Source organism: Pseudomonas sp. JC1203, from assembly GCF_056175065.1.
This window is the reverse complement of record NZ_JBWCAM010000031.1, coordinates 1-22141: the sequence shown is the minus strand read 5'-3', so window position 1 is coordinate 22141 and position 22141 is coordinate 1. Positions and strand designations below refer to the sequence as shown.

General features: G+C 66.4%; 18 protein-coding genes. 8 read left to right on the top strand and 10 right to left on the bottom strand.

The annotated features are described in order from the left end of the window. Window positions 1-287: 287 nt before the first annotated feature. Entirely contained in the window at window positions 288-1364 is a 1077-nt protein-coding gene (gene hppD, locus AC0SZ7_RS30525; RefSeq protein WP_475507822.1) for a 4-hydroxyphenylpyruvate dioxygenase, read from the top strand. A 103-nt stretch (window positions 1365-1467) separates the two neighbouring features. Here the strand turns inward: hppD and AC0SZ7_RS30520 are convergent, their stop codons facing one another. Both AC0SZ7_RS30520 and AC0SZ7_RS30515 read right to left on the bottom strand, forming a co-directional pair. Beyond that, on the bottom strand, window positions 1468-2250 hold the full coding sequence (locus AC0SZ7_RS30520) for a CSS-motif domain-containing protein (RefSeq protein WP_475507821.1): 783 nt from the start codon (window positions 2248-2250) through the stop codon (window positions 1468-1470). A gap of 124 nt (window positions 2251-2374) precedes the next feature. Continuing rightward, a complete protein-coding gene (locus tag AC0SZ7_RS30515; protein ID WP_475507820.1) occupies window positions 2375-3277 on the bottom strand; it encodes an AraC family transcriptional regulator in 903 nt (300 codons plus the stop codon). A 183-nt stretch (window positions 3278-3460) separates the two neighbouring features. Here AC0SZ7_RS30515 and AC0SZ7_RS30510 point away from each other — a divergent pair, with 183 nt between their 5' ends. The 4 genes from AC0SZ7_RS30510 to AC0SZ7_RS30495 all read left to right on the top strand — a co-directional run bounded on the left by AC0SZ7_RS30510 (window position 3461) and on the right by AC0SZ7_RS30495 (window position 8824). Continuing rightward, window positions 3461-4513, top strand: a complete 1053-nt coding sequence (locus AC0SZ7_RS30510) for an NAD(P)-dependent alcohol dehydrogenase (RefSeq protein ID WP_475507819.1) — start codon at window positions 3461-3463, stop codon at window positions 4511-4513. 153 nt (window positions 4514-4666) lie between these two features. Further along, window positions 4667-6049 carry an ATP-binding protein gene (locus tag AC0SZ7_RS30505; RefSeq protein ID WP_475507818.1) on the top strand — a complete coding sequence of 461 codons (1383 nt, stop codon included), beginning with the start codon at window positions 4667-4669 and terminating at the stop codon, window positions 6047-6049. Beyond that, complete coding sequence (locus AC0SZ7_RS30500; protein ID WP_475507817.1) at window positions 6046-6723, top strand: response regulator; 678 nt, start codon at window positions 6046-6048, stop codon at window positions 6721-6723. The genes AC0SZ7_RS30505 and AC0SZ7_RS30500 overlap by 4 nt, the downstream gene beginning before the upstream one ends. 55 nt (window positions 6724-6778) lie before the next feature. After that, on the top strand, window positions 6779-8824 hold the full coding sequence (locus AC0SZ7_RS30495; protein WP_475507816.1) for an ATP-binding protein: 2046 nt from the start codon (window positions 6779-6781) through the stop codon (window positions 8822-8824). Here AC0SZ7_RS30495 and AC0SZ7_RS30490 read toward each other — a convergent pair. From AC0SZ7_RS30490 to AC0SZ7_RS30480, 3 genes are read right to left on the bottom strand one after another with little or no spacing between them, the layout of a single operon-like run. Then, on the bottom strand, window positions 8775-9749 hold the full coding sequence (locus AC0SZ7_RS30490; protein ID WP_475507815.1) for a lysylphosphatidylglycerol synthase domain-containing protein: 975 nt from the start codon (window positions 9747-9749) through the stop codon (window positions 8775-8777). The genes AC0SZ7_RS30495 and AC0SZ7_RS30490 overlap by 50 nt on opposite strands. After that, window positions 9746-10972 (bottom strand): cardiolipin synthase ClsB, encoded by a 1227-nt coding sequence (gene clsB / locus AC0SZ7_RS30485; protein ID WP_475507814.1) that lies wholly within the window; start codon window positions 10970-10972, stop codon window positions 9746-9748. The genes AC0SZ7_RS30490 and clsB overlap by 4 nt, the downstream gene beginning before the upstream one ends. Then, window positions 10969-11751, bottom strand: coding sequence for an endonuclease/exonuclease/phosphatase family protein (locus tag AC0SZ7_RS30480; RefSeq protein ID WP_475507813.1), 783 nt, complete (start codon window positions 11749-11751; stop codon window positions 10969-10971). Before AC0SZ7_RS30480 ends, clsB begins: the two co-directional genes overlap by 4 nt. A 211-nt stretch (window positions 11752-11962) precedes the next feature. On the opposite strand from AC0SZ7_RS30480, the gene AC0SZ7_RS30475 reads away from it, so the two are divergent. Continuing rightward, window positions 11963-12907, top strand: a complete 945-nt coding sequence (locus AC0SZ7_RS30475) for a 2-hydroxyacid dehydrogenase (protein WP_475507812.1) — start codon at window positions 11963-11965, stop codon at window positions 12905-12907. Window positions 12908-12928: 21 nt separating this feature from the next. Here AC0SZ7_RS30475 and AC0SZ7_RS30470 read toward each other — a convergent pair whose 3' ends face one another. The 5 genes from AC0SZ7_RS30470 to AC0SZ7_RS30450 all read right to left on the bottom strand — a co-directional run bounded on the left by AC0SZ7_RS30470 (window position 12929) and on the right by AC0SZ7_RS30450 (window position 19726). Next, complete coding sequence (locus AC0SZ7_RS30470) at window positions 12929-14011, bottom strand: M14 family metallopeptidase (protein WP_475507811.1); 1083 nt, start codon at window positions 14009-14011, stop codon at window positions 12929-12931. 102 nt (window positions 14012-14113) lie between these two features. Further along, complete coding sequence (locus tag AC0SZ7_RS30465) at window positions 14114-15364, bottom strand: MFS transporter (protein WP_475507810.1); 1251 nt, start codon at window positions 15362-15364, stop codon at window positions 14114-14116. Window positions 15365-15505: 141 nt separating this feature from the next. Next, window positions 15506-16423 carry a LysR family transcriptional regulator gene (locus AC0SZ7_RS30460; RefSeq protein WP_475507809.1) on the bottom strand — a complete coding sequence of 306 codons (918 nt, stop codon included), beginning with the start codon at window positions 16421-16423 and terminating at the stop codon, window positions 15506-15508. A 92-nt stretch (window positions 16424-16515) separates the two neighbouring features. Then, the gene (locus tag AC0SZ7_RS30455) at window positions 16516-17880 is read right to left on the bottom strand and encodes a DUF1329 domain-containing protein (protein ID WP_475507808.1); all 1365 of its coding nucleotides are present in this window, start codon (window positions 17878-17880) and stop codon (window positions 16516-16518) included. Window positions 17881-17896: 16 nt separating this feature from the next. Next, window positions 17897-19726, bottom strand: a complete 1830-nt coding sequence (locus tag AC0SZ7_RS30450; RefSeq protein WP_475507807.1) for a DUF1302 domain-containing protein — start codon at window positions 19724-19726, stop codon at window positions 17897-17899. 293 nt (window positions 19727-20019) lie between these two features. On the opposite strand from AC0SZ7_RS30450, the gene AC0SZ7_RS30445 reads away from it, so the two are divergent. Both AC0SZ7_RS30445 and AC0SZ7_RS30440 read left to right on the top strand, forming a co-directional pair. Continuing rightward, window positions 20020-20940 carry a WD40/YVTN/BNR-like repeat-containing protein gene (locus AC0SZ7_RS30445; RefSeq protein ID WP_475507845.1) on the top strand — a complete coding sequence of 307 codons (921 nt, stop codon included), beginning with the start codon at window positions 20020-20022 and terminating at the stop codon, window positions 20938-20940. Then, window positions 20937-22141, top strand: a 1205-nt coding sequence (locus AC0SZ7_RS30440; RefSeq protein WP_475507806.1) for an efflux RND transporter permease subunit, incomplete at its 3' end; no start/stop codon positions are given. The genes AC0SZ7_RS30445 and AC0SZ7_RS30440, both read left to right, overlap by 4 nt.

Below are 22141 nucleotides of genomic sequence, written 5' to 3'. Positions count from 1 at the left end.
GCAATTTTTACCGGCTTGCCCGGCAAAACCCGACGCAATGTGCGGTTACGCTGACGGGGAAACCAGTGGGGGACAAAACCAATTACGCGTTGTAGAATCAGTTTACGCATATAAGAATAAACCGGCGGGGAAAGGGTCCACATGAAGCGACTCGGGTTCAAATTGATCTTTGGTGATTTTCTCGCCCGCAGCGTGCGTGGCATCTCCTGCGCGCCACCCCGTGCACGTGCCTGACCGAACGACACACTCTTTGGTTTTAGCGCATTGCCTGCACGAGGAAACACATCATGGCCGACCTCTACGACAACCCCATGGGCCTCATGGGCTTCGAGTTCATCGAATTCGCCTCGCCCACCCCTGGCACCCTTGAGCCGATCTTCCAGATCATGGGCTTCACCAAGGTGGCCGAGCACCGCTCCAAGGACGTGCACCTGTACCGCCAGGGCAGCATCAACCTGATCCTCAACAACGAGCCCCATAGCCTGGCTTCATACTTCGCCGCCGAGCACGGGCCGTCAGTGTGCGGCATGGCCTTCCGCGTGGCCAACGCCCACAAGGCCTACGCCCGCGCGCTGGAGCTGGGCGCGCAGCCCATCGAGATTGCCACCGGGCCCATGGAACTGCGCCTGCCGGCCATCAAGGGCATCGGCGGCGCGCCGCTGTACCTGATCGACCGTTTCGGCGAGGGCAGCTCCATCTACGACATCGACTTCAACTGGCTGCCGGGCGTGGACCGCAACCCCATGGGCGCGGGCCTCAAGGTCATCGACCACCTGACCCACAACGTCTACCGCGGGCGCATGGCCTACTGGGCCGGCTTCTACGAGAAGCTGTTCAACTTCCGCGAGATCCGCTACTTCGACATCAAGGGCGAATACACCGGCCTGACCTCAAAGGCCATGACCGCCCCCGACGGCATGATCCGCATCCCGCTGAACGAGGAATCGTCCAAGGGCGCCGGGCAGATCGAGGAATTCCTCATGCAGTTCAACGGTGAGGGCATCCAGCACGTGGCGTTCCTCACCGACGACCTGGTCAAGACCTGGGACGCGCTGAAGGCCATCGGCATGCGCTTCATGACCGCGCCGCCCGACACCTACTACCAGATGCTTGAAGGCCGCCTGCCTGGCCATGGCGAGCCGGTGGGCGAACTGCAGGCGCGCGGCATCCTGCTGGACGGCTCGTCGCAGCCGGGCGACCAGCGCCTGCTGCTGCAGATCTTCTCGCAGACCCTGATGGGGCCGGTGTTCTTCGAGTTCATCCAGCGCAAGGGCGACGACGGCTTCGGCGAGGGCAACTTCAAGGCGCTGTTCGAATCCATCGAACGCGACCAGATCGAGCGGGGCGTGCTGAGCACCCAATAACCCCGTAGCAGCTGCCGTAGGCTGCGTCCCGGGCGCTGCGGTGAATCAGGTTCACCGTGGCGGGCGCGGGACGCCGCCTTCGGCAGCTGCTACGGCGGCATGCTTACCGCTGCTGGCGCCGAAACAGCCAATGGCACACGCCGCCCGTCAACACCCCCAGCAACAACAACCCACCCAAGGTTGAAAGCCCCTGCATGCGCATTATTTCCGACGCTTTCGCAGGCTCGAACCCACTGTGCACCCGGTAGCCATGCCGCTCTGATATCAACGACGTGTGGTGGGCCTGGTGGTCGGGTATGTCGCCGTCCTGGATGCTGCTGTCGCCCCACAGGAACGCGTTGCCCACCTGCATGATCAACACCGTGTCGCCCTGTATCAGCCGCAGCGACTCGGCCAGCGTGCGCCCGTCGATCACCGCGCGCACGCCCAGCGGGTGCTCGTACAGCCGGTACACCAGCGACGCTTCGTCCGGGGTCACCGGGTTGCTGGCGCGCAGCAACAGTTGGCGGTTGAAATACTCACCCGGTTCCACCGCCCGTTTATAGGCGCCGTAGAACGAGCTGCAATAGGCTTCGTGGTTGCGCACAAGGTTGGCCGAGCGCACGTAGGGCTCGATGGTCACTTCCTGCAGTATCGACTGGATCACTGCCTGGGTGCACGGCTTGCCCGCCAGGGGCAGCAAGCGCTGGGCGCTTTGGGCGGCCTGGTCGATCATGCTGTCGAGTTGGCGAATGGCTTCGCCCGCCACGTGCTGGGCCTCGAACTGCAATGTGCGGTTCACTTGCCAGCGCAGCACCAGCATGCCGCTGACAACCGGCAACACGCCGATGAGCACGGCGACGATCAATGCGCGCACGCGCACTGTGGGGAAGGTAAAACGTTTCATGGGCACGTCCTTGTGTCGGGGGGATGGGGTCATCATCCCGCCAGCATAAGGGCGCGTGCCCGGCGCTTTTGTAGGCGCTATCGCGGTGTGGCGTGGGACTTCACGTTCACCATGGTGGGCTGGTTCAGGTGGCCAGCGCGTCGGCGCGCGGTAGGCGCTCCTGGGCCGGGCTGCGGGCGAAGTAGCGCTTGTATTCGCGGCTGAACTGCGAGCTGCTCTGGTAGCCCACGCGGTGGGCGACCTGGCTGACGCTCATGCCTTCGGCCACCAGCATCGAGCGCGCCTTGATCAGCCGCAGTTGCTTGAGGTACTGGATGGGCGAGGCCATGGTGGCGCGCTTGAAATGCTCGTGGAAGGTCGAGGCGCTCATGTTGGCCCGCCGTGCCAGCTCATCCACCTGCAAGGGCTGGTCGTAGTGGCTGTGCAGCCAGGTCAGGGCACCGGCAATGCGTGCGAACTGGCCCTGTTGCTCCACCAGCGCGCGCAGTACGCCGCCCTGGGGGCCGCGCAGGGCTGCGAATAATACTTCGCGCAGGCGCGACTGGCCCAGGATGCGGCAGGTCTGCGGGTCATGCAGGCACTCCAGCAGGCGTTCCACGGCGCAGCGCATGTCCTCGTCCAGCTCGGCGCTGGCCATGGAGGAGGGCGTCTGTACCTGATGGTCTGCCGGGCCCATGGCCAGCACCAGCTCGCCCAGCACCAGGCGGTCGATGGGAATGCTCACACCCAGCAGCGGCAGGTCCTGGGTGGCGAACGTCTCGTACTGGAACGGCACCGGCAGCGCCTGCACCAGGTAGTGGCCGGCGCCGTATTCCAGCGACCGCTCGCCCAGGTAGGCGATCTTGCTGCCCTGGGCAATGATCATCAGGCTGGGGTCGTAGATCTGCGGGCAACGCGCAGCGTTACCGTGGGAGCTGACCACGCGCAGGCCATCGATGGCGGTGGGCAGGAAGCCGTCGCTGTGGGCCAGGGGTTGCAGCAGGGACACCAGACGGGCATTGGCGTCCAGGTGGCAGGTGGGTGACATGAAGGGTTCCGCAGTGGTGATGACAGTCAGGGTGGCATGATCGCAAATTTTTGCCCGCCTGCGGGGGCTGCCGGAGGAATAGGCATGCATCGCGCAGGATCACCCATGGCCGCAAGCGGCCCGAACCCGGACAATGCCGCCGCTTTAAGGGCTTGTGCCCTGTTATCGCAAAAGAGGTACCGCATGTCCAAAGCTCTGGGTTACGCCGCACTTACCCCCACCACGCCACTGGCGCCACTGGCCTTCGAACGCCGCGACCCGCGCGCCAACGACGTCAGCATCGATATCCTGTACTGCGGCGTGTGCCACTCCGACTTGCACCAGGCCCGCAACGAGTGGGGCATTGCCGTGTACCCGCTGATGCCTGGCCACGAAATCGTCGGTAAAGTCACCGCCGTGGGCCCGGCCGTGCGCAACTACAAGGTCGGCGACCTGGTGGGCGTGGGCTGCATGGTCGACTCGTGCCAGCAATGCGCGGCCTGCCGCAAGGACCTGGAGCAGTACTGCCAGGCCGGCCCGACCATGACCTACGCCACCCCGGACCGCATCGACGGCACCAACACCATGGGCGGCTACTCCGACCACATCGTGGTGCGCGAAGAGTTCGTGGTGCGCATCCCCGAGGGCATGGACCCGGCAGCCGCCGCGCCGATCCTGTGCGCCGGCATCACCACCTACTCGCCGCTCAAGCACCACGGCGTGGGTGCAGGCCACAAGGTCGGCATCCTGGGCATGGGTGGCCTGGGCCACATGGGCATCAAGTTCGCCAAGGCCCTGGGCGCCGAAGTGACCGTGTTCACCCGTTCGGCCAGCAAGGCCGCCGAAGCGCGCAAACAGGGCGCCGACCACGTCATCGTCTCCACCGACGACGCACAGATGGCCGCTGCGGCCGGGCGCTTTGACTTCCTGCTGGACACCATCCCGGTGCAGCATGACCTCAACCCCTACCTGCAGACCCTGACCTTCGATGGCGTGCACATCCTGGTCGGCCTGATCGAGCCGGTGTCGCCACCGCTGCACGCCGCCAACCTGGTGCTGCAACGCCGCGTGCTGGCCGGCTCGTTGATCGGCGGCATCGCCGAAACCCAGGAAGTGCTGGACTTCTGCGCCGAGCACGGCATCACCTGTGATATCGAGATGCTCGACATCCGCAACATCAACGAAGCGTTCGAACGCATGATCGTGGGTGATGTGAAGTACCGTTTCGTCATCGACATGGCCACCCTCAAGGCCTGATGCCCCGCACCCCATGGCCGCTGCCGCCAGGCAGCGGCCATGGGCTGGCGCGTGAAATGTGCAGCAAATGAGAACTTTCCCCCGCAACCCTTGCACCCATCCCCCCGGCGCGCCTTAAATACACGGCTTCAGCGACTCCCGCGTGCCCGCCCGATGAAAACCCGCCTGTCCACCAAGCTGTTCCTGGCCCTGATGACCACCATGATCCTGCTGGTGCTGGCCATGGCGTTCGCCAACGGCTTCAGCTTCACCCGCGGGTTCCTCGGCTACATCAACGAACTGGCCGAACAGCGCACCCGTGACGCGCAGCCGCGCTTCGTGCAGGCCTACCGTGACCACGGCAACTGGGAGTTCGTGCGCAAGAACCCCCACGCCTGGTTCCAGCTGATTCGCCCTGACGCGCCCACCGCCGACGACATCGTGCGCTTTACCCCTACCTCCGACCTCACCGGCGCCGTGTTCCGCATCACCCTGCTCGATACCGACAACCACCGGGTAATGGGCTTCGACGACGTCAGCGACGATGCCTTGCGCGTGCCCATCGTGGTCGACGGCAAGACCGTCGGCTGGCTGGCCACCACGCCGTTGCAAAGCGTCACCGAAGCCGGCGGCGAGCGCTTCCTGCGCCAGCAAATCGCTTCCAGCCTGATCATCGCCATGGTCGCGCTGCTGCTCGCCGCCCTGATTGTCTGGTGGGTATCGCGGCGCCTGCTGGGCCCGGTGCGCCAGGTGGCGGCGGCCACCCACCGGCTCGCCGCAGGCACCTACAGTGAACGGGTGGCGGTGGACAGCGACGACGAAGTCGGCCTGCTGGCCCGCGACTTCAACCAGTTGGCGCTGACCCTGGAGCGCAACGAACGCATGCGTCGCGAGTTCATGGCCGACGTCTCCCACGAACTGCGCACGCCGCTGTCGGTGCTGCGCGGCGAGCTGGAAGCACTGGAAGACGGCGTGCGCAAGCTTGACGGCGAATCGCTGCAGTCGCTGCTGGCGGAAGTGGGCATGCTCGGCAAGCTGATCAACGACCTCTACGAACTGTCCCTTGCCGACGTCGGCGCGCTGTCCTACCGCAAGCATTCCATGGACGTGGTCGACACCCTGGGCCAGTGCGCGGCGATCTTCCGCGAGCGTTTCGCCAGCCACGACATTCGCCTCGATCTGCAGGCCCATCGCGGGCCCATCCAGGTGCTGGCCGACGAGGGCCGGCTGCAGCAGCTGTTCAATAACCTGCTGGAAAACAGCCTGCGCTACACTCAGGCCGGCGGCCAGCTACGGGTCAGCGCCATCGCCGAAGGCGGGCGGGTGCACATCGATTTCATGGACACTGCCCCCGGCGTCAGCGCCGAATTCCTGCCACGCCTGTTCGAACGCTTCTACCGTGGCGAAGCCTCGCGCAACCGTGCCAGCGGCGGCGCCGGCCTGGGCCTGGCTATCTGTCACGCCATCGTCGAAGCCCACGGTGGTACGCTAACGGCGCAAGCCTCGCCCATGGGCGGGCTGTGGCTGGCCATCGTGTTGCCACTGGAGCAGGCATGATCATCGAAGACAAACCCGCACGCGTCCTGGTGGTCGAGGACGAACCCAAACTGGCCGCCTTGCTGCGTGACTACCTGAGCGCCGCCGGCCACCAGGTGCAGTGCCTTGGCGACGGCCTGCAGGTGTTGCCGGCCGTGCGCGCGGCCATGCCCGACCTGATCCTGCTGGACCTGATGCTGCCCGGCCAGGACGGCCTGGCGGTGTGCCGCGAGCTGCGCGCCTTCAGTGATGTGCCGGTGGTGATGATCACCGCGCGGGTAGAGGAGGTCGACCGTCTGCTGGGCCTGGACGTGGGTGCCGACGACTACATCTGCAAGCCCTTCAGCCCGCGCGAAGTGGTGGCGCGGGTGCGCGCCATCCTGCGTCGCCGCCCGCGCGAAGCCAGCGACGCCGGCCTGCAACTGGACGAAAGCACCTGGAAGGCGCGCTTCAACCAGGTGGAGCTGGACCTCACGCCGGTGGAATTCCGCCTGCTCAAGGCGCTTAACGAGCACCCGGGCCGGGTGTACTCCCGCGACCAGTTGATCGACCGCCTGTACAGCGACCACCGTGTGGTCACCGACCGCACCGTGGACAGCCACATCAAGAACCTGCGCCGCAAGCTGGAGCAAGCGGCGCCGGGCCAGGAGCCCATCCAGTCGATCTACGGCGTGGGCTACAAGCTGGAGTGGTAGCCGCCCCCGCACCCAGGGGCTATCCTGTGGGGCTCAGCCATTGAAGGTTCAGCCGATGCAGGAAGTATCGCTGGGTGCTTTTCCCGCCACCACCGGCGTGATGAGCGAAAAAGTGCGCCGTTTCAACTGGAGCGCCACGGCGCTTGGGCCTATGGACGACTGGCCACAAGCGTTGCGTATGGCCGTGGAGCTGGTGCTTTCGAATGCCTTCCCCGCCTGCCTGGCGTGGGGCCCGCAGCTTATCTCCATTCACAACGACGCCTTCGTGCCTATCCTGGGCGAAAAACCCGAACCGCTGGGCCGGCCGTTCAGCGAGGTGTGGCGCGAGGTATGGCCCGACGTCAGCGCCATTGCTGCCCGCGCCCTTGCCGGCGAGCCCACCTTCAACCAGGACCTGCCGCTGGTCATCGACCGTCGCGGCTACCCCGAGCACGCCTGGTTCACCTTCTCCTACAGCCCGGTGCGCGACGAACACGGCCAGGTCGTGGGTTTCCTCGACACGGTGATGGAAACCACCGACACCATCCTGGCCCAGCGCCGCACCCACGAGCTGGCCGCCAGTTTCGAACGCCAGGTGGCCGAGCGCACCGCTGACCGCAACCGCCTGTGGCAGTTGTCCTCGGACATCATTCTGGTGACCCGCCAGGACTTGCAGGTGGTAGCCCTGAACCCGGCCTGGGAGCAGGTGCTGGGCTGGAACGAGTGCCAGCTGCGCGGCAGCAGCGTGCTCGACCTGGTGCACGAAGACGACCGTGCCACCGTGCTGGCCGCCGCCGCGCAACTGGCCCGGGGTGAATCGGTGCAGGACCTGGACTGCCGCCTGCGCCACAGCCAGGGCGGCTACCGTTGGATCAACTGGGCGGCGGTGCCCGGTGACGGTTTCTTCAACGCGGTGGGCCGTGACATCACCGTGGAGCGCGAGCGCACCGAGGCCCTGCGCCAGGCCGAGGAATTGCTGCGCCACAGCCAGAAAATGGAGGCCGTGGGCCAGTTGACCGGTGGCCTGGCCCACGACTTCAACAACCTGCTGACCGGCATCACCGGCAGCCTGGAACTGCTGCGGCGGCGCATCGACCAGGGCCGCTTTGGCGAGCTGGACCGCTACCTGGACGCTGCCCATGGCGCGGCCAACCGCGCGGCCACCTTGACCCACCGGCTGCTGGCCTTCGCCCGTCGCCAGACCCTAGACCCGCGCCCCACCGACGTGGTGCTGCTGGTGGACGGCCTGCGCGACCTGATCCGCCAAACGCTGGGGCCCACCGTGGTGCTGGACTGGCAGCCGCAACTGGCGCCGTGGACGGTGCTGGTGGACCCCAACCAGCTGGAAAGCACCGTGCTCAACCTGTGCATCAACGCCCGCGACGCCATGCCCGACGGCGGCCACCTGGTGTTGCAGGTGCACCATCATCAGCAGGCACTGCCGGCGGTGAGCGACGACGAACTGCCCGCTGGCCAATACCTGTGCCTCAGCGTGATCGACAGCGGCACCGGCATGCGCCCCGAGGTCATCGCCCGGGCCTTCGACCCGTTCTTCACCACCAAGCCCATTGGCCAGGGCACTGGCCTGGGGCTGTCGATGGTCTACGGCTTTGCCCGGCAGTCGGGCGGGCGGGTACGCATCGAGTCCACCCTGGGCGAGGGCACGGCGGTGCGCCTGTACCTGCCGCGCCACCTGGGCGCCGCGCAGCACGCCAGCGCTCCTGGCACACGGCCGGTGGCGCGCCCGGCGCGGCTGGGCGAAACCGTGGTGCTGATCGACGACGAAACCACCTTGCGCACCCTGGTAGCCGAGCAGCTGGAGGAGATGGGTTATCAAGTGCTGCAGGCCGCCGACGGCGTGGCCGGGCTGGCGCTGTTACAGATGACCGGCGAGGTCGACCTGTTGATTACCGACGTCGGCCTGCCCGGCGGCCTCAATGGCCGCCAGGTGGCGGATGCCGCGGCGCGTATCCGCCCGGGCCTCAAGGTGTTGTTCATCACCGGCTACGCCGAACAGGCGGTCACCACCCGCGCGCAGCTGGAACCGCGCATGCACCTGCTGGTCAAGCCGTTCACCTTGCAGGCCTTGAGCGAGCGGGTGCGTTCGGTGCTTGATGGCTGACGGCCTTGGCGCGGCGTTCCAGGTACAGGTAGACAACGCAGGCAATCAGCAGCGGCAGCAGGAAGTACAGCGCGCGGTAGCCCAGCAGCGCCGCCAGCAGCGTGCCTTTGGAATACTGGCCTTGCAGCAGGCTCATGAACACCGCTTCCAGCACCCCAAGGCCGGCGGGAATATGGGTGATGACCCCGGCGATGCTGCTGATCAGCAGAATCGCCAATACCGTGGGGTAGCCAACCTTGTCCGGCAGCAGCAGGTAGATCAGCGCCGCCATCAACGACCAGTTCAACGCCCCCAGCAGCGCCTGCGCCAGCGCCAGGCGCGCGCCGGGCAGGGTGATGGCCTGCTGGCGGATGTGCCAGGTGCGGCGCGTGGCGAAGGCGCAGGCCAGCAGGTACGCAGCGCCCGCCAGCAGCATGGCCACGCCGATCAGTTGCAGGCCGCCCTGGCCCATCTTCACGCTGTCGGGCAACGGCGGCAGGCCGGCGGCGAACACCACCCCGCCCAACAGCAGGTAGCCCAGCCAATTGGTGACCAGCCCCAGGCTGAGGATTTTGGTGATGGTTGGCACGTCCAGCCCCAGCTTGCCGTACAGGCGGTAGCGCAGCGCGACGCCGCCCACCCACGAGCTGAGGTTGAGGTTGAACGCGTAGCAGACGAATGCCAGCGGCAGCACCTGGCGGGCGGGCAGGGTGTGCCCGGTGTAGCGCCGCGACAGCAAATCATAGCTGGCGAACACGCCGTAGCTGAGCAACGCGATGCCGGCGCCACCCGCCAACAGCGGCCAGGGGTAGGCACGCAGGGCGTGGCCCACCTCCTGCCAGTCCATGTTGCGCAGCAGCATTACCAGCAACACTGGCACCAGCACCAGGAACAGCACGTTGACGCCCCGGCGCAGCCATTTCCACACACGCGGGTGGCGGCTCATAGGCTTTGCCCCTCGGCGCTTTCCACCGGTTCCTTGAGCACCGGCCCCAGCGGGGCCAGCTTGGGCGAGTGTGCGGGGAACATGCCGACGATAGCCGGGAAATGCCGCAAGAAGTGGAAGCTCAGGAAGATCAACGGCGCCCGCCACCAGTAGCCACGCAGCACCCGCTGCAGGGTCACGGTCTTGCAGTGCTGGCTGGCCAGCTCGGCCAGGTGGTCGTGCAGCACCTGGTTGAAGGCGGCGTCGTCGATCACCACGTTGGCTTCCAGGTTCAGCGACAGGCTCAGCGGGTCGAGGTTGCTGGAGCCCACCGTGGCCCAGGTCTCGTCGATCACCGCGACCTTGCCGTGCAGCGGCCGCTGGGTGTATTCGCGAATCTGCACGCCGTCGCGCAGCAGGTAGTTGTACAGCAGCCGCGAACACAGGCGCACCAGCGGCATGTCGGGCATGCCCTGCAGAATCAGGGTCACCGCAACGCCACGCCGCGCGGCATTGCGCAACTCGCGCAGCAGGCGGTAACCGGGGAAGAAATAGGCGTTGGCGATGATAATGCGCTGCCGCGCGCGGCGGATACCCAGCAGGTACTGGCGCTCGATGTCATCGCGGTGGGCCTGGTTGTCGCGAATCAGCAACAGCATGCGCGCGGTGCCGCTGTCGGCCTCGATGCGCTGGCGCGGCGTCAACCACGGCCGCGCCTGGCGGCGCACGCGGCTGGTGTCGTCAAGCAGGGTGAGGGTGGCCTGGTGCAGGTCGGCGACGATCGGGCCCTGCACCTTCACCGCGTAGTCCTGCTTGGCCATGGGCCCGGACTGCAGCAGGTGGTCGGCGCTGTAATTGATGCCGCCGATGAAGGCGGTCTCGCCGTCCACCACCACGATCTTGCGGTGCAGGCGGCGGAACAGGTTGGTGCGCATGCCCATCACCTTGGGCCGTGGGTCGAAGGCCTGCAGGTGCACGCCGGCCTCCACCAGTTCGCGCAGGAAGCGGCTGCTGAGGTCGGCGGTGCCGTAACCGTCCACCAGCACCTCCACGCGCACGCCGCGGTGCGCGGCGCTGATCAGCGCCAGCTGCAAGGGCCGGCCCACTTCGTCCTCGAACAGGATGAAGGTCTCGATCAGCACTTCTTCGCGCGCTGCGGCGATGGCCTGCAGCACACTGTCGAAGAACGCCTCGCCGTTGATCAGCAGTTGCACGGCGTTGTCGTCACGCCACAAGCGGTTCACAGGCGCACCTCCACGGCCAACGGCACATGGTCCGACAGGTGCGACCAGGGCTTGCGCGCCAGCACCTTGGGGGTGAGGGCGGTGGCGTTGCGCAGGTACACGCGGTCCAGGCACAGCAATGGCAAGCGGGCAGGGAAGGTGCGCGCCGGTGCACCGTAGGCCTGGGCGAACACCTCGTGCAGGCCGCACTCGGCCAGCACCGCGTCGGCGCGCTTGCGCCAGTCGTTGAAATCGCCGGCGACGATCACCGGCGCGTCGATGGGCAGCGCGTCCAGCAACTGCGCCAGCAGCTGCAACTGGCGCTGGCGCTGGCCTTCACCCAGGCCCAGGTGCACGCACACCGTATGCACTTCGCGGTGCCCCGGCACGGCCAGCACCGAGTGCAGCAACCCGCGCTGCTCGGTGCCACTGACGCTGATGTCGTGGTTGTCGTGGCTCAGAATCGGGAATTTCGACAGCAGTGCATTGCCGTGCTCGCCATCGGGGTACACCGCGTTGCGGCCGTAAGCGAACACCGGCCACATGCTGTCGGCGAGAAATTCATACTGCGGCACGTCCGACCAGTTGTCGAACCGCTGGCCGTGCAGGCGGTGCATGCCCAGCACTTCCTGCAGGAACACCACGTCGGCGGACACCGCCCGCACCGCTTCGCGCAGCTCGGGCAGCACGAACTTGCGGTTCAGCGCGCTGAAGCCCTTGTGGGTATTGACCGTCAGCAGCCGCAGGGTGTGCACCGTAGCGGCGGGCTCGGCAAATGGCCGGGGTTGGGGCGTGAGCATGGCGTGACCGTCCTTGCGCGGCGGGGTATTCAATACCGACTCGGGGGGGCGGGCAAAGTTCGCTGGTGTGGCCAGGACGCGGCCTGCGGCCGCTGCTACAGGGAATGGCACCCCGTAGCAGCTGCCGCAGGCTGCGTCCTTTGCGTCTACATCTGCTAAGTTGTACGATGACTTCACCCGCTTCGCACAACAACTACTTCCAGGAGCTCCCATGACCCAGCCCACCCCAGTCCTCATCGCAGGCCCCTTGCTGCCCAGCCTGCAAACAGCGGTAGACACCCACTTCGCCGCCACCCACTACTGGGAACTGGCCGACCAGCAGGCCTGGCTGCAGGTCAACGGCGCCAGCATCAAGGCCCTGGTCACCAGCGGTGTGTACGGCGCCAGCGCGGCGTTGCTGGGGCAGTTGCCCAACCTGGAGGCTATCTTCAGCTTCGGCGTGGGCTATGACGCCATCGCCGTGGACGTGGCGCGCGACCGCGGCATCGTGGTCACCAATACCCCGCAGGTGCTGGACGATTGCGTGGCGGACACGGCCATGGGGCTGATCATCGATACCTTGCGCCGCTTCACCGAGGCCGACCGCTATGTGCGTGCCGGCAAGTGGCCCCAGGCGCGCTTCCCGGTGGCGGTGAAAATCGGCGGCAAGAAGCTCGGCATCGTCGGCCTGGGCAATATTGGCCAGGCCATCGCCCGGCGGGCGGCAGCGTTCGACATGGAGATTCTTTACCACAACCGCAGCCCCAAGGCGGGGGTCGACTACCGCTACTTCGCCGACCTTGATGCGATGATCAGCGCCTGCGACGTGCTGGTGTTGGCAGTGCCGGGGGGCAAGGCCACCGACCGCCTGATCGATGCACGGCGCCTGGCGCTGCTGGGCAACAAGGGCTTCCTGATCAACATCGCCCGTGGCTCGGTAGTGGACCAGCCGGCGCTGATTGAGGCGCTGCAGCAGGGCACCATTGCTGGCGCCGGGCTGGATGTGTTCGAAGCCGAACCGCAGGTGCCCGAGAGCCTGCTGGCGATGGAGAATGTGGTGCTGCTGCCCCACGTGGGCAGCGGCACCCAGGAAACGCGCCAGGCCATGGGCGACCTGGTGTGGCAGAACATCGAGGGTTGGTTCTACAACGGCAAGCGCCCGATCACCCCGGTGTAACCCCTTTCCTGCTGCGGGATTTTATCGGGTGAGCAGGCCGTCCACCGTCTGCCGGCATACCTCGCGGGCCTGCTCCAGCACCTGGCGTTTCCAGTCGTCGGTCTCCACGTAGAACGCCTCGCGTATCTGTTGCTTGATGCGCTGGCGTTGCGCCGCGCCGGTGCGCGGGTGGCGTTGCAGCCATTGCTCGGCGCGCAGCGCCTGCAGCACCTGCGGGCCGGGCTGGGTGCCGTACTCCAGGGTCAGGCCGTTGTACTGGGCCTGCGGGCACTCTTCCATCACGGCCAGGTCCAGCGTGCCGCGTAGGTGCGCCGAGGTCGAGCTGCCGTCGAAACTGTTGGTCACCGCAGGACCCCACCAGGCCTTGGCTCGCGCCAGGTCGTCGGCGCTGGCCGGGCCTTTGTAGATGCGCTCGCCCACGCCCATGGGGCCCAGCCCCGTGTGCAGGTCGATCCAGCCGATGCGCTGGCACGCCTGGGCGTGTTCGCGCAGCACCTGGCGCACCCGCTGGTTGCTCCAGGTAGGCGCGGTGCCGCTGAAGAACAAGCCGTCGGGGTGGCTCGCCTGGCCGCTGGAAATGGCCGACTGCAGCGCCTTGCGGCCCTTGCGCACCACCTGCAGCATCAACTTCAGTTCGTTGATGCGCGACGGCGGCCACTGCTCGGGCAGCAGCCGTTCGGCGATGGCGGCGTAGCCGGGGTTGGCCGGCTGGGGCTGGCTGAAGTCGAGGAAGTTGCGGTTCAGGTCGACGTTTTCATGGGTCACCCGCCGCAGCCACGAAAAGCCGTAGGGGTTGAGCGCGTGCAAGTACAACACGGCCAGGTCCTGCTGCTCGGTCAGGGCTGCCCAGCTGTCATCATTGAGCAGGTCAATCTGCACCGCCGAGCCGCAGAAGCCCTCGACGCCGTGGCAGCCGCTGCTGATCACCATCAGGTTGCGCGCGTCGGGCGCGCCTACCCGGCACACGTCCAGCGCCAGGGTTTCGTCGTCACTGCCGGTGTGCGGGTGCACGTGCGACTGCACGGCGAGGCCGCGGCGCGCACAGGCCAGCAGAAACTGCTGGCGCGCCTGGGCGTAGCTTGAAGCAAACACGGAAAGGTTCATGCAAGGGTCCTGGTAGGCAACTAACGGGAACGGCGCGCGCAGGCAGGCGCCGCGCGGGGCAGGCCCGCGCGCCGTGGGTCAAGCAATGGAAAAGAAGGGGGTTCAGCCGGCCCAGCGGGCCTGCAGGGCTTGGCGCGTGCGCGCCGGCGCGATGATCACCAGCCCCAGCGCCGCGCAAACCATGGCCGCCACGCCGATGCCGTGCAGCGCGGTCTCGAAGCCGCGGGCGATGTCACCGTCGAACAGCGTCACCAGCCGCCCTACGGCCCAGGGTGCGAGCATGCCCGACAGGGTCATGCTGCCCACGTGAATCGCCAGCATGGCGCCGCGCTGGCGCAACGGCGAGATGTGCGAGGTGATGGTCATGCCGAAGGCGAACACGCCGTTCAGCAGCACGCCACCCAGCACATAGCAGCCAAGTTTCATGGCCAGGCTGGCGGTCAACGTCCCCAGCGCGCAGAAGGCCAGGCCGCCGAGGATGCAACAGGCCATGGGCGGCAGCACCAGGCTGCGCTGCACGCTGGCGCCGTTCCTGAGCAGGCGCTGGGACAGCGCCGACAGCAGCAGGTTGATGACGATGATGCTCAAGGTGGCGACAAACAGCACGTAGCCGGCCTGCATGCTGCCCAGGCCCAGGCCTTTCTGCAGGTACACCGCCGACCAGCTGAACGACAGGGCGTTGGGCAGGTAGGCCAAAAAGCACATCAGCGAGATCCACACAAAGGTGCGGTTGAGCAGCAGGTGCCGATACGGCACGGTTGGGCTCGCCGCTTCGGGTGCTGTGCCCTGGCTGCCTTCGGCGCCGAACAGCCACCAGGCCAGCATCCACGCAAGGCTCAGGCCTGCCAACAGCAGATACGCCGAGCGCCAGCCAAAATGGGCAATGCTGAAGGGCAGGGCGATGGCGCCCAGCAGGCCGCCCAGCATGATCGACACCTGCAGCAGCGACGCCGGCAGCACCTGTTTGTCGGCGGCGTACCACTTGAAGCTGGCGTGTTGGGTAACCGCCGTGCCCGGGCCACAGCCGGCGCCCAGCAGCAGGCGGCTGGCGGTCAGCGCTGCGAGGCCATTGGCGAAGGTCACCAGCAGCTGCGCGCTGGTCCACACCAGCGCCATCAGGGTCAGGATCCAGCGGGTGGGAAAGCGGTTGGCAAGAAAGCCCACGGCGATGCCCGACAGCGAATACAGGAAGAAGAACGCGCTGCCAACAAAGCCGAACTGCTCGGCGCTCAGCTGCAGTTCATCGATGATCTGTGGGCCGGCGAAGGCGAAGATGGTCTTGTCCAGCACGCTGATGACCATCACGGCCATCAGCAGGCCGATCACCAGGGGGCGGCGCGGGGGCGCTCTCATGGGAAATCCTTGTGCGGTGGAGTTGCGATGGCCACAGCATGCCCCAGCGCCTTGCGCGTGGATAATCACCTCTGTACATGCGTATCAGGGTTGGTTATGACGGCGTAGCAGCGGCCGCAGGCCGCGTCACTGGCCACGCAGTCAAGCAGGCTCCTGCGCCTTCACCGCATGGGGGCTTTTGTAGACGTAGATCAGCTCATCGGCCAGCGCCTTGGCCTCGCGCGTCATCAGCTCCTGGTCGCGGCACACCAGCGAGATGTTCATCGGTGGCACCGGCTCGGCGATGTTCAGCACCTGCAGGCCGTTGGTGAAGTTCTGCGTGCGGTCGAGAATGCGCTGCGACCAGTAGCTGACCGCGTCGCTGGTGGCGGCCATCTCGGAAAACAGCACCACCGAGGCGCACTCGATGACGTTGTCGGGCCAGGCGATGGCATGGTTCTCGAACATCATGTTCACCTTGGACTGCTCCATGGAATCCTGCAGCAGCCAGTCCAGCTCGCGCAGTTCGGCCAGGGTGGTGGCGCCGGCACTGGGGTGGCCGGTGCGCACGGCCAGCACTGCGGGTTGCTCGAACAGCTCCACCCAATGGAAGCCATCGGTGCAGCGCGCGGCGGGCAGGGAGGTCAGGGCCATGTCCAGCAAACCCTCGCGCAGGCCCTCCATCAGCTTGGAAGGGCGCAGCTCGTGGATCTGGATGTGCACCTTTGGGTAACGTTTGCGGTAACGGTTGAGGCTGTTGACGAACTGCGGCCCCGGCGTCACCGGTGACACGCCGATGGACAGCTTGCCGTCCATCACGCCCTTGAGGGTCTCGATTTCCTCGCGTGCACGGCGCACTTCTTCAAGGATCAGGCGCGCCCGCCGCACCAGCCGCTCACCGTACTCGGTGGCGGTGATGCCGCGGTTGGAGCGGATCAGCAGCGGCACGCCCAGCTCCGCTTCCAGTTCCTTGATGCCCTTGGACAGGGCCGGCTGGGAGATATGCAGCAGGCGCGAGGCCTCCTGGATACTGCCGCTTTCACAGATGGAGACCATGGCCCGCAGTTGATGCAACTTCATGAGCACTCGCCGAACTTCAGGATGTTCATGAATTCAAAGCAAAATTCGGGCCCATGACGCGGCCTGGCGGCCGCTGCTACAGGATTCGCGAATTAGCGGATGCCGGTCACCCGCAACGCCGACGGGGTGAAGTCCTTGCGGCTCATGGGCACGTTGAAGGTGTAGCTGTTCTTCTCCTCGTTGTGCAGCGAGTTCACCGCGTAGCGCCCCGACAACAGGTCGTAATGCACCTCGGCGGCGAACGACGGCACCTTCACGTTGTAGAAGAAGTTCGCATGGCCCTCCGATACCCGCCACAGCGCGCCATGGCCGTCGTAGGCCTCGGTCTCGGCGCCCTGCCAGCTGTCTTCGTCAATGTAGATGTCACGCCGCGAATAGATATGCCGTTCGCCTGGTTTCAGCGTTGCGGTCAGGTGCCACACCCGGTGCAGCTCATAGCGGGTCAGGTCCTGGTTGATGTGCCCCGGCTTGACGATATCGGTGTATTTAAGCGTTGGCGCTTCCAGGCGGTAGCTGTTGTAGGGGATGTACAACTCCTGCTTGCCCACCAGTTTCCAGTCGAAACGGTCCGGGGCGCCGTTGAACAGGTCGAAGTCGTCGTAGGTGCGCAGGCCTTCGGCGGCCGGGCTGTCATAGGCCACCTGCGGCGCGCGGCGCACCCGGCGCTGGCCGGCGTTGTACATCCAGGCCTCGCGCGGCTCCTTCACCTGGTCCACGGTCTCGTGCACCAGCAGCACGCCACCGACCATGCGCGCCGGCGCCAGGAATTCCTCGCGGTAGAAGCTGAGGATATTGGCCAGCTCCTGCGGGTCGTAGTCGCTGATGCCGGTGGGGTAGGCCAGTTCCTGCTTGAGCACGGTGGGGGTGAAGTCGCCGTTGGTTTGCGGCGAGGCCTGCATCACGATGCGTTTCAGCGTGTCGCCTCGGTAACGGCCGATCAGGTTCCAGATCACCTCCAGGCCGTCCTTGGGAATAGGGAAGGGCACGGCGCCGGGGTGGTAGTGCTCCAGGCCGTTGCCGCCGGCCACCAGCTGCGTGTCGGTGGCGTTCTGGCGGGTGGCGGCCAGGGTCTTGTCCGGCAGGCCGACGGTGCGGTGGCTGGGGTACACGGGTATACGGTAGCTGTCGGGGTAGCGGGCGAACAGCGCCAGCTGGCCCGGGGTGAGCTTGTCCTTGTACTGCGCGGCGTTGGCCTGGGTGATCACGAACAGCGGCTTTTCGTTGGCGAACGGGTCGGCCAGGAAGCCATCGGCGTCAATCCTGCCGGCGTTCACCGGCAGGCCGCCGGTCCAGGCCGGGATGCTGCCGTCGGCGTTGCCGGCCTTCTGCGCGCCCACCGGGGTGAGGTCGGCGCCCAGGCGCGCGGCCTGGTCGGCGGGCACGGCGGCGTGTACCTGGCTGGCCAGCAGGCACAGGGTAAAGCCGCCCATTTTCACTGCATTCTTCAGCTGTTTCATAACGTACCTCAAAGGCTCAGAAGCTGACGCCGACGCTCAGGGCGACGAAGTCACGGTCAGTGTTGGTGTTGTAATCGCCGCCGAAGAAATTGGTGTAACTGAGGCTGGCGGTGTACTTGGTCAGGTAGTCGGCATCCACGCCCACGCTGATGGCCTTGCTGCCCTCGGTGAAGGTCGGGCCGTTGCCGCGCACGTCGTGGGAGAAGGTGATGTTGGGCTTGAGGTTGACCCCGGCGAACACGTCGCTGTATTCCTCCACGGCGCGCAGGCGGTAGCCCCACGAGATCGGCGTGTAGTAGCCCTTGCTGTTGCACTCGCCGGGGTTGGAACTGTTCAGCGCCTGGCAGATAGCGTTGCCCGACAGCCCGCCCAGCAGCAGCGCGGTGCCGGCGTCGGCCAGCGCGCCATTGCCGTACACGCTGCTGCGGCCAAAGCGCAGGTCCGAGCCGTCGGTGGCGCCCAGGCCGCTGATGTAGCCCATGCCCACCTCGCCCACCAGGTTCAGGCGGTCGCCGCCCAGCACGTGGTCGAAGGTGCGTACCGCGGTGGTCTGCGCCTGGGTATAGGGCATGCGCTTGTAGCCCTGGATAGTCGAGCCGTACGCCGAGCTGGCCCAGCCGGTGCTGAATATCGGCAGGCCGGCGTTCACCAGCGGGCTGGTGGCAGCCGAGCCCAGTACGGCGGCGTTGGAGACGTCGCTGGCATTCAGCGACATGGGCATGTTCGGCCGGTAGCTGATCTCGCCCGAGACCGCCGTGGCACCGATGTTGGTGGCGAAGCTCAAGCCGTACAGGTGAATGTCTTCGGGGTAGGTCAGGTAGTAGGTGGCGGTGCTCACCCCGCCCTGGCCGCTCAGCCCGCCCACCGGGTCGGCCAGCGCCCCACGGCCCACCGTCCAGTTGAACTCGGGGTTGCGCGCGTGATAGTTCAGGGCGTAGGCGCCGAACTCGGTGTCGTTGAGCTGCGGCACGGTCCAGTGCAGCGACACGCCGAACTGGCCGCTGTTGCGCGCATCGTCGTCGCTGCCGCGCGGCACGTAGCCGTAGTTGCTGGCTGTGCGGTCGAAGTCGCTGCCGTTGATGGTCATGCCCTGGGTGCAGCCCTTGGCCGCCACGTCGCTGCCGAAGAAGGTGCCGCAGTTGTCCAACTCGGTCTTCTGCCACGTCAGTTGGTAGAAGGCTTCCACCGACAGGTTGTCGCTCAGGCCCTGGCTGACGTACAGCATGTTCACCGGGATCAGCCCTTCCTTCACCTCGGAGCCCGGGCGGCGCAGGGCCGAGACGTCCACCGGGTTGATGGCGTTGATGGAGTTGCCGATGAAGGTGCTCTCGCCCCAGCTGACCACCTGCTTGCCGGCGCGCACGCTGCCCGGCAGGTCGGCGATGGTGTAGTTGTGGTACACGAAGGCGTCGAGTATCTCCGCACCCTGGCCCTTGGCGGCCTCGTCGCGGCCGCTGTCGTCGATGTCGTAGAGGTGGGTGTTGCCGTGCTCGATGGCGTAGTCGTACCAGTACTTGGCGCGGATGAACACGCCGCTGTCTTCGTACTTGAGCTGCAGGTCGTGCACGCCCTTGAAGATCTCCGAAAACGCCTGGCCTTTCTTGAAGTTCAAGCGCCCGTCGTCGCTGGTGCGGGTGGCGGCATGGCCACCGTTGGCGGTGCCGATGAACTGTTTGTCCGGGTTGGCGGTGCCGAAGCTGGCGCCGATGGACAGCGTCGAGTCGAGGTGGCCTTCGATGTCGCCGATGGTGAAATCCGCCGCCATGGCCGGCGCGGCGCCGGCAAGGGCCACGGCCATTGCCAGGGTGTGGGGATACAGTGTCCCCAAGGTTTTTATCGTGTTCACGGTGCTCTCCCCCAAAACCTGCATGGCTAAGACGCGGGGTCAGTTGCCCCGCTGGCTGCTGGTGACATCCCCTGTGCTCCAGGTCTGCCGCATGGTAGGGAGCGCGCCGGGTTCTGCCTTCCAGCAAATTCTTATGCCTATAGCCAAAGGTGAAGTGCGTGGGCCTGGCGGTGCTCCCTAGAATGGCCACGGGCCGCGCCCTGGGGGCGGCGGCGATAGTCAATGGAGCGTGTGCGGTGGCGAGGCAGCGGTTGAGGGTGGGCAAGGGGGGCGCCTGGTGGCTGGCGCTGGTGATGGCGGGGGCCGTGCAGGCCGGCGAACTGCCGCGGGCGGCATCGGTGCTGTTGACCGACATCGCCAGCGTCGGCACCCGGCAAGTGGCGGTGGGCGAACGCGGGCATGTGCTGCTGTCCGATGACCAGGGCCGCAGTTGGCGCCCGGCAAGCGTGCCGAGCCAGCAACTGCTGACGGCGGTGTGCTTCGTCGATGCGCTGCACGGCTGGGCGGTAGGGCATGACGCGCAGATTCTGGCCACGGCCGACGGCGGCGCCACCTGGGCCCTGCAGTTCCAGGACCCGGCCCGCCAGGCGCCATTGCTGGGGGTGTGGTTCGAGAACGTCAGCCATGGTTTCGCCGTGGGCGCCTACGGGGCGCTGCTGGTGACCGACGATGGCGGCAACCACTGGCAGGACGCCAGCGCGCGGCTGGACAACCCCGACCAGTTGCACCTCAACGCCATTGCCGCGGTGACGGACGCGGGCCTGGTGATCGTCGGCGAGCAGGGCCTGATGTTCCGTTCTGCAGATGGCGGTACTAGCTGGCAACGCCTGCAAGGCCCCTACGAGGGTTCGCTGTTCGGCGCCGTCGCCACCGTCCAGCCCCGCACCTTGCTGGTGTTCGGCCTGCGCGGCCATGTGTTCCGCTCCACCGACTTCGGTGACAGCTGGCAGGCCATCGCCGTGCAGGGCGAACGCGGGCCGCTGGACGCCGGCCTGGCCAACGCGCGGCTGTTGCACGACGGCACGCTGGTGCTGGTGGGCGAGGGCGGCACGGTGCTGCGCAGCGTCGACGATGGCCAGAGCTTCAGCCGCGTCACCCGCCCTGATCGCCAGGCCCTGGCGGCTGCGGTAGCCGTTGGCGACGGCCTGCTGCTGGTAGGCGAAAACGGTGCGCATCGCGCGAACATCAACGGCAGCGAGGCCGTGCAACCATGAGCATTCAGCAACGCTTCCCGGCACCCCAGGGCACCCTGCTGGAACGCCTGATCTTCAACAACCGCCCCGCTGTGATCATCCTCTGCCTGCTGGCCAGCCTCTTCCTGTTCTGGCAAGCCACGCAGATCCGCCCCTCCACCAGCTTCGAGAAGATGATTCCGCTCAAGCACCCGTTCATCCAACGCATGATCGAGCACCGCAACGACCTCGCCAACCTCGGCAACACCGTGCGCATCTCGGTGGAAGCGGTGAACGGCGACATCTTCAACAAGGACTACATGGAGACCCTGCGGCAGATCAACGACGAGGCGTTCTACATTCCCGGCGTCGACCGCTCGGGCATGAAGTCGCTGTGGAGCCCCAGCGTGCGCTGGACCGAGGTCACCGAGGAAGGCTTTGCCGGCGGCGAGGTGATCCCGCAGAGCTACAACGGCTCGGCCGACAGCCTCGAATTGCTGCGCAGCAACATCCTCAAGTCCGGCCAGGTGGGGCGGCTGGTGGCCAACGACTTCAAGTCGAGCATTGTCGAGATCCCGCTGCTGGAGTCCTACCCCGACCCCAACGACCAGGGCAAGCTGCTGAGCCTGGACTACCAGAAGTTTTCCCACAGCCTTGAGGAAAAGATCCGCGACAAGTTCCAGGCGCAGAACCCCAACGTCAAGGTGCACATCGTCGGTTTCGCCAAGAAGGTCGGTGACCTGATCGACGGGCTGATCATGGTGGTGATGTTCTTCGGCGTGGCCTTTGTCATCACCCTGGTGCTGCTGTATTTCTTCACCAACTGCCTGCGCAGCACCATCGCCGTGCTCAGCACCACGCTGGTGGCGGTGGTCTGGCAGCTGGGGCTGATGCACGCCTTCGGCTTCGGCCTGGACCCGTATTCCATGCTGGTGCCGTTCCTGATCTTCGCCGTCGGCATCTCCCACGGCGTGCAGAAAATCAACGGCATCGCCCTGCAGTCCAGCGACGCCGACAACGCCCTGACGGCGGCGCGGCGCACCTTCCGCCAGTTGTTCCTGCCGGGCATGATCGCGATTCTTGCCGACGCGGTGGGCTTCATCACCCTGCTGATCATCGACATCGGCGTGATCCGCGAGCTGGCCATCGGCGCCTCGATCGGCGTGGCGGTGATCGTGTTCACCAACCTGATCCTGCTGCCGGTGGCGATTTCCTACGTGGGCATCAGCAAACGCGCCATCGA

What these genes read in the sequence shown, in the direction of transcription:
- hppD (WP_475507822.1), top strand. Translation starts at nt 288, where the DNA reads ATGGCCGACCTCTACGACAACCCCATGGGCCTCATGGGCTTCGAGTTC.
- AC0SZ7_RS30520 (WP_475507821.1), bottom strand. Translation starts at nt 2,250, where the DNA reads ATGAAACGTTTTACCTTCCCCACAGTGCGCGTGCGCGCATTGATCGTC.
- AC0SZ7_RS30515 (WP_475507820.1), bottom strand. Translation starts at nt 3,277, where the DNA reads ATGTCACCCACCTGCCACCTGGACGCCAATGCCCGTCTGGTGTCCCTG.
- AC0SZ7_RS30510 (WP_475507819.1), top strand. Translation starts at nt 3,461, where the DNA reads ATGTCCAAAGCTCTGGGTTACGCCGCACTTACCCCCACCACGCCACTG.
- AC0SZ7_RS30505 (WP_475507818.1), top strand. Translation starts at nt 4,667, where the DNA reads ATGAAAACCCGCCTGTCCACCAAGCTGTTCCTGGCCCTGATGACCACC.
- AC0SZ7_RS30500 (WP_475507817.1), top strand. Translation starts at nt 6,046, where the DNA reads ATGATCATCGAAGACAAACCCGCACGCGTCCTGGTGGTCGAGGACGAA.
- AC0SZ7_RS30495 (WP_475507816.1), top strand. Translation starts at nt 6,779, where the DNA reads ATGCAGGAAGTATCGCTGGGTGCTTTTCCCGCCACCACCGGCGTGATG.
- AC0SZ7_RS30490 (WP_475507815.1), bottom strand. Translation starts at nt 9,749, where the DNA reads ATGAGCCGCCACCCGCGTGTGTGGAAATGGCTGCGCCGGGGCGTCAAC.
- AC0SZ7_RS30480 (WP_475507813.1), bottom strand. Translation starts at nt 11,751, where the DNA reads ATGCTCACGCCCCAACCCCGGCCATTTGCCGAGCCCGCCGCTACGGTG.
- AC0SZ7_RS30475 (WP_475507812.1), top strand. Translation starts at nt 11,963, where the DNA reads ATGACCCAGCCCACCCCAGTCCTCATCGCAGGCCCCTTGCTGCCCAGC.
- AC0SZ7_RS30470 (WP_475507811.1), bottom strand. Translation starts at nt 14,011, where the DNA reads ATGAACCTTTCCGTGTTTGCTTCAAGCTACGCCCAGGCGCGCCAGCAG.
- AC0SZ7_RS30465 (WP_475507810.1), bottom strand. Translation starts at nt 15,364, where the DNA reads ATGAGAGCGCCCCCGCGCCGCCCCCTGGTGATCGGCCTGCTGATGGCC.
- AC0SZ7_RS30460 (WP_475507809.1), bottom strand. Translation starts at nt 16,423, where the DNA reads ATGAAGTTGCATCAACTGCGGGCCATGGTCTCCATCTGTGAAAGCGGC.
- AC0SZ7_RS30455 (WP_475507808.1), bottom strand. Translation starts at nt 17,880, where the DNA reads ATGAAACAGCTGAAGAATGCAGTGAAAATGGGCGGCTTTACCCTGTGC.
- AC0SZ7_RS30445 (WP_475507845.1), top strand. Translation starts at nt 20,020, where the DNA reads ATGGCGGGGGCCGTGCAGGCCGGCGAACTGCCGCGGGCGGCATCGGTG.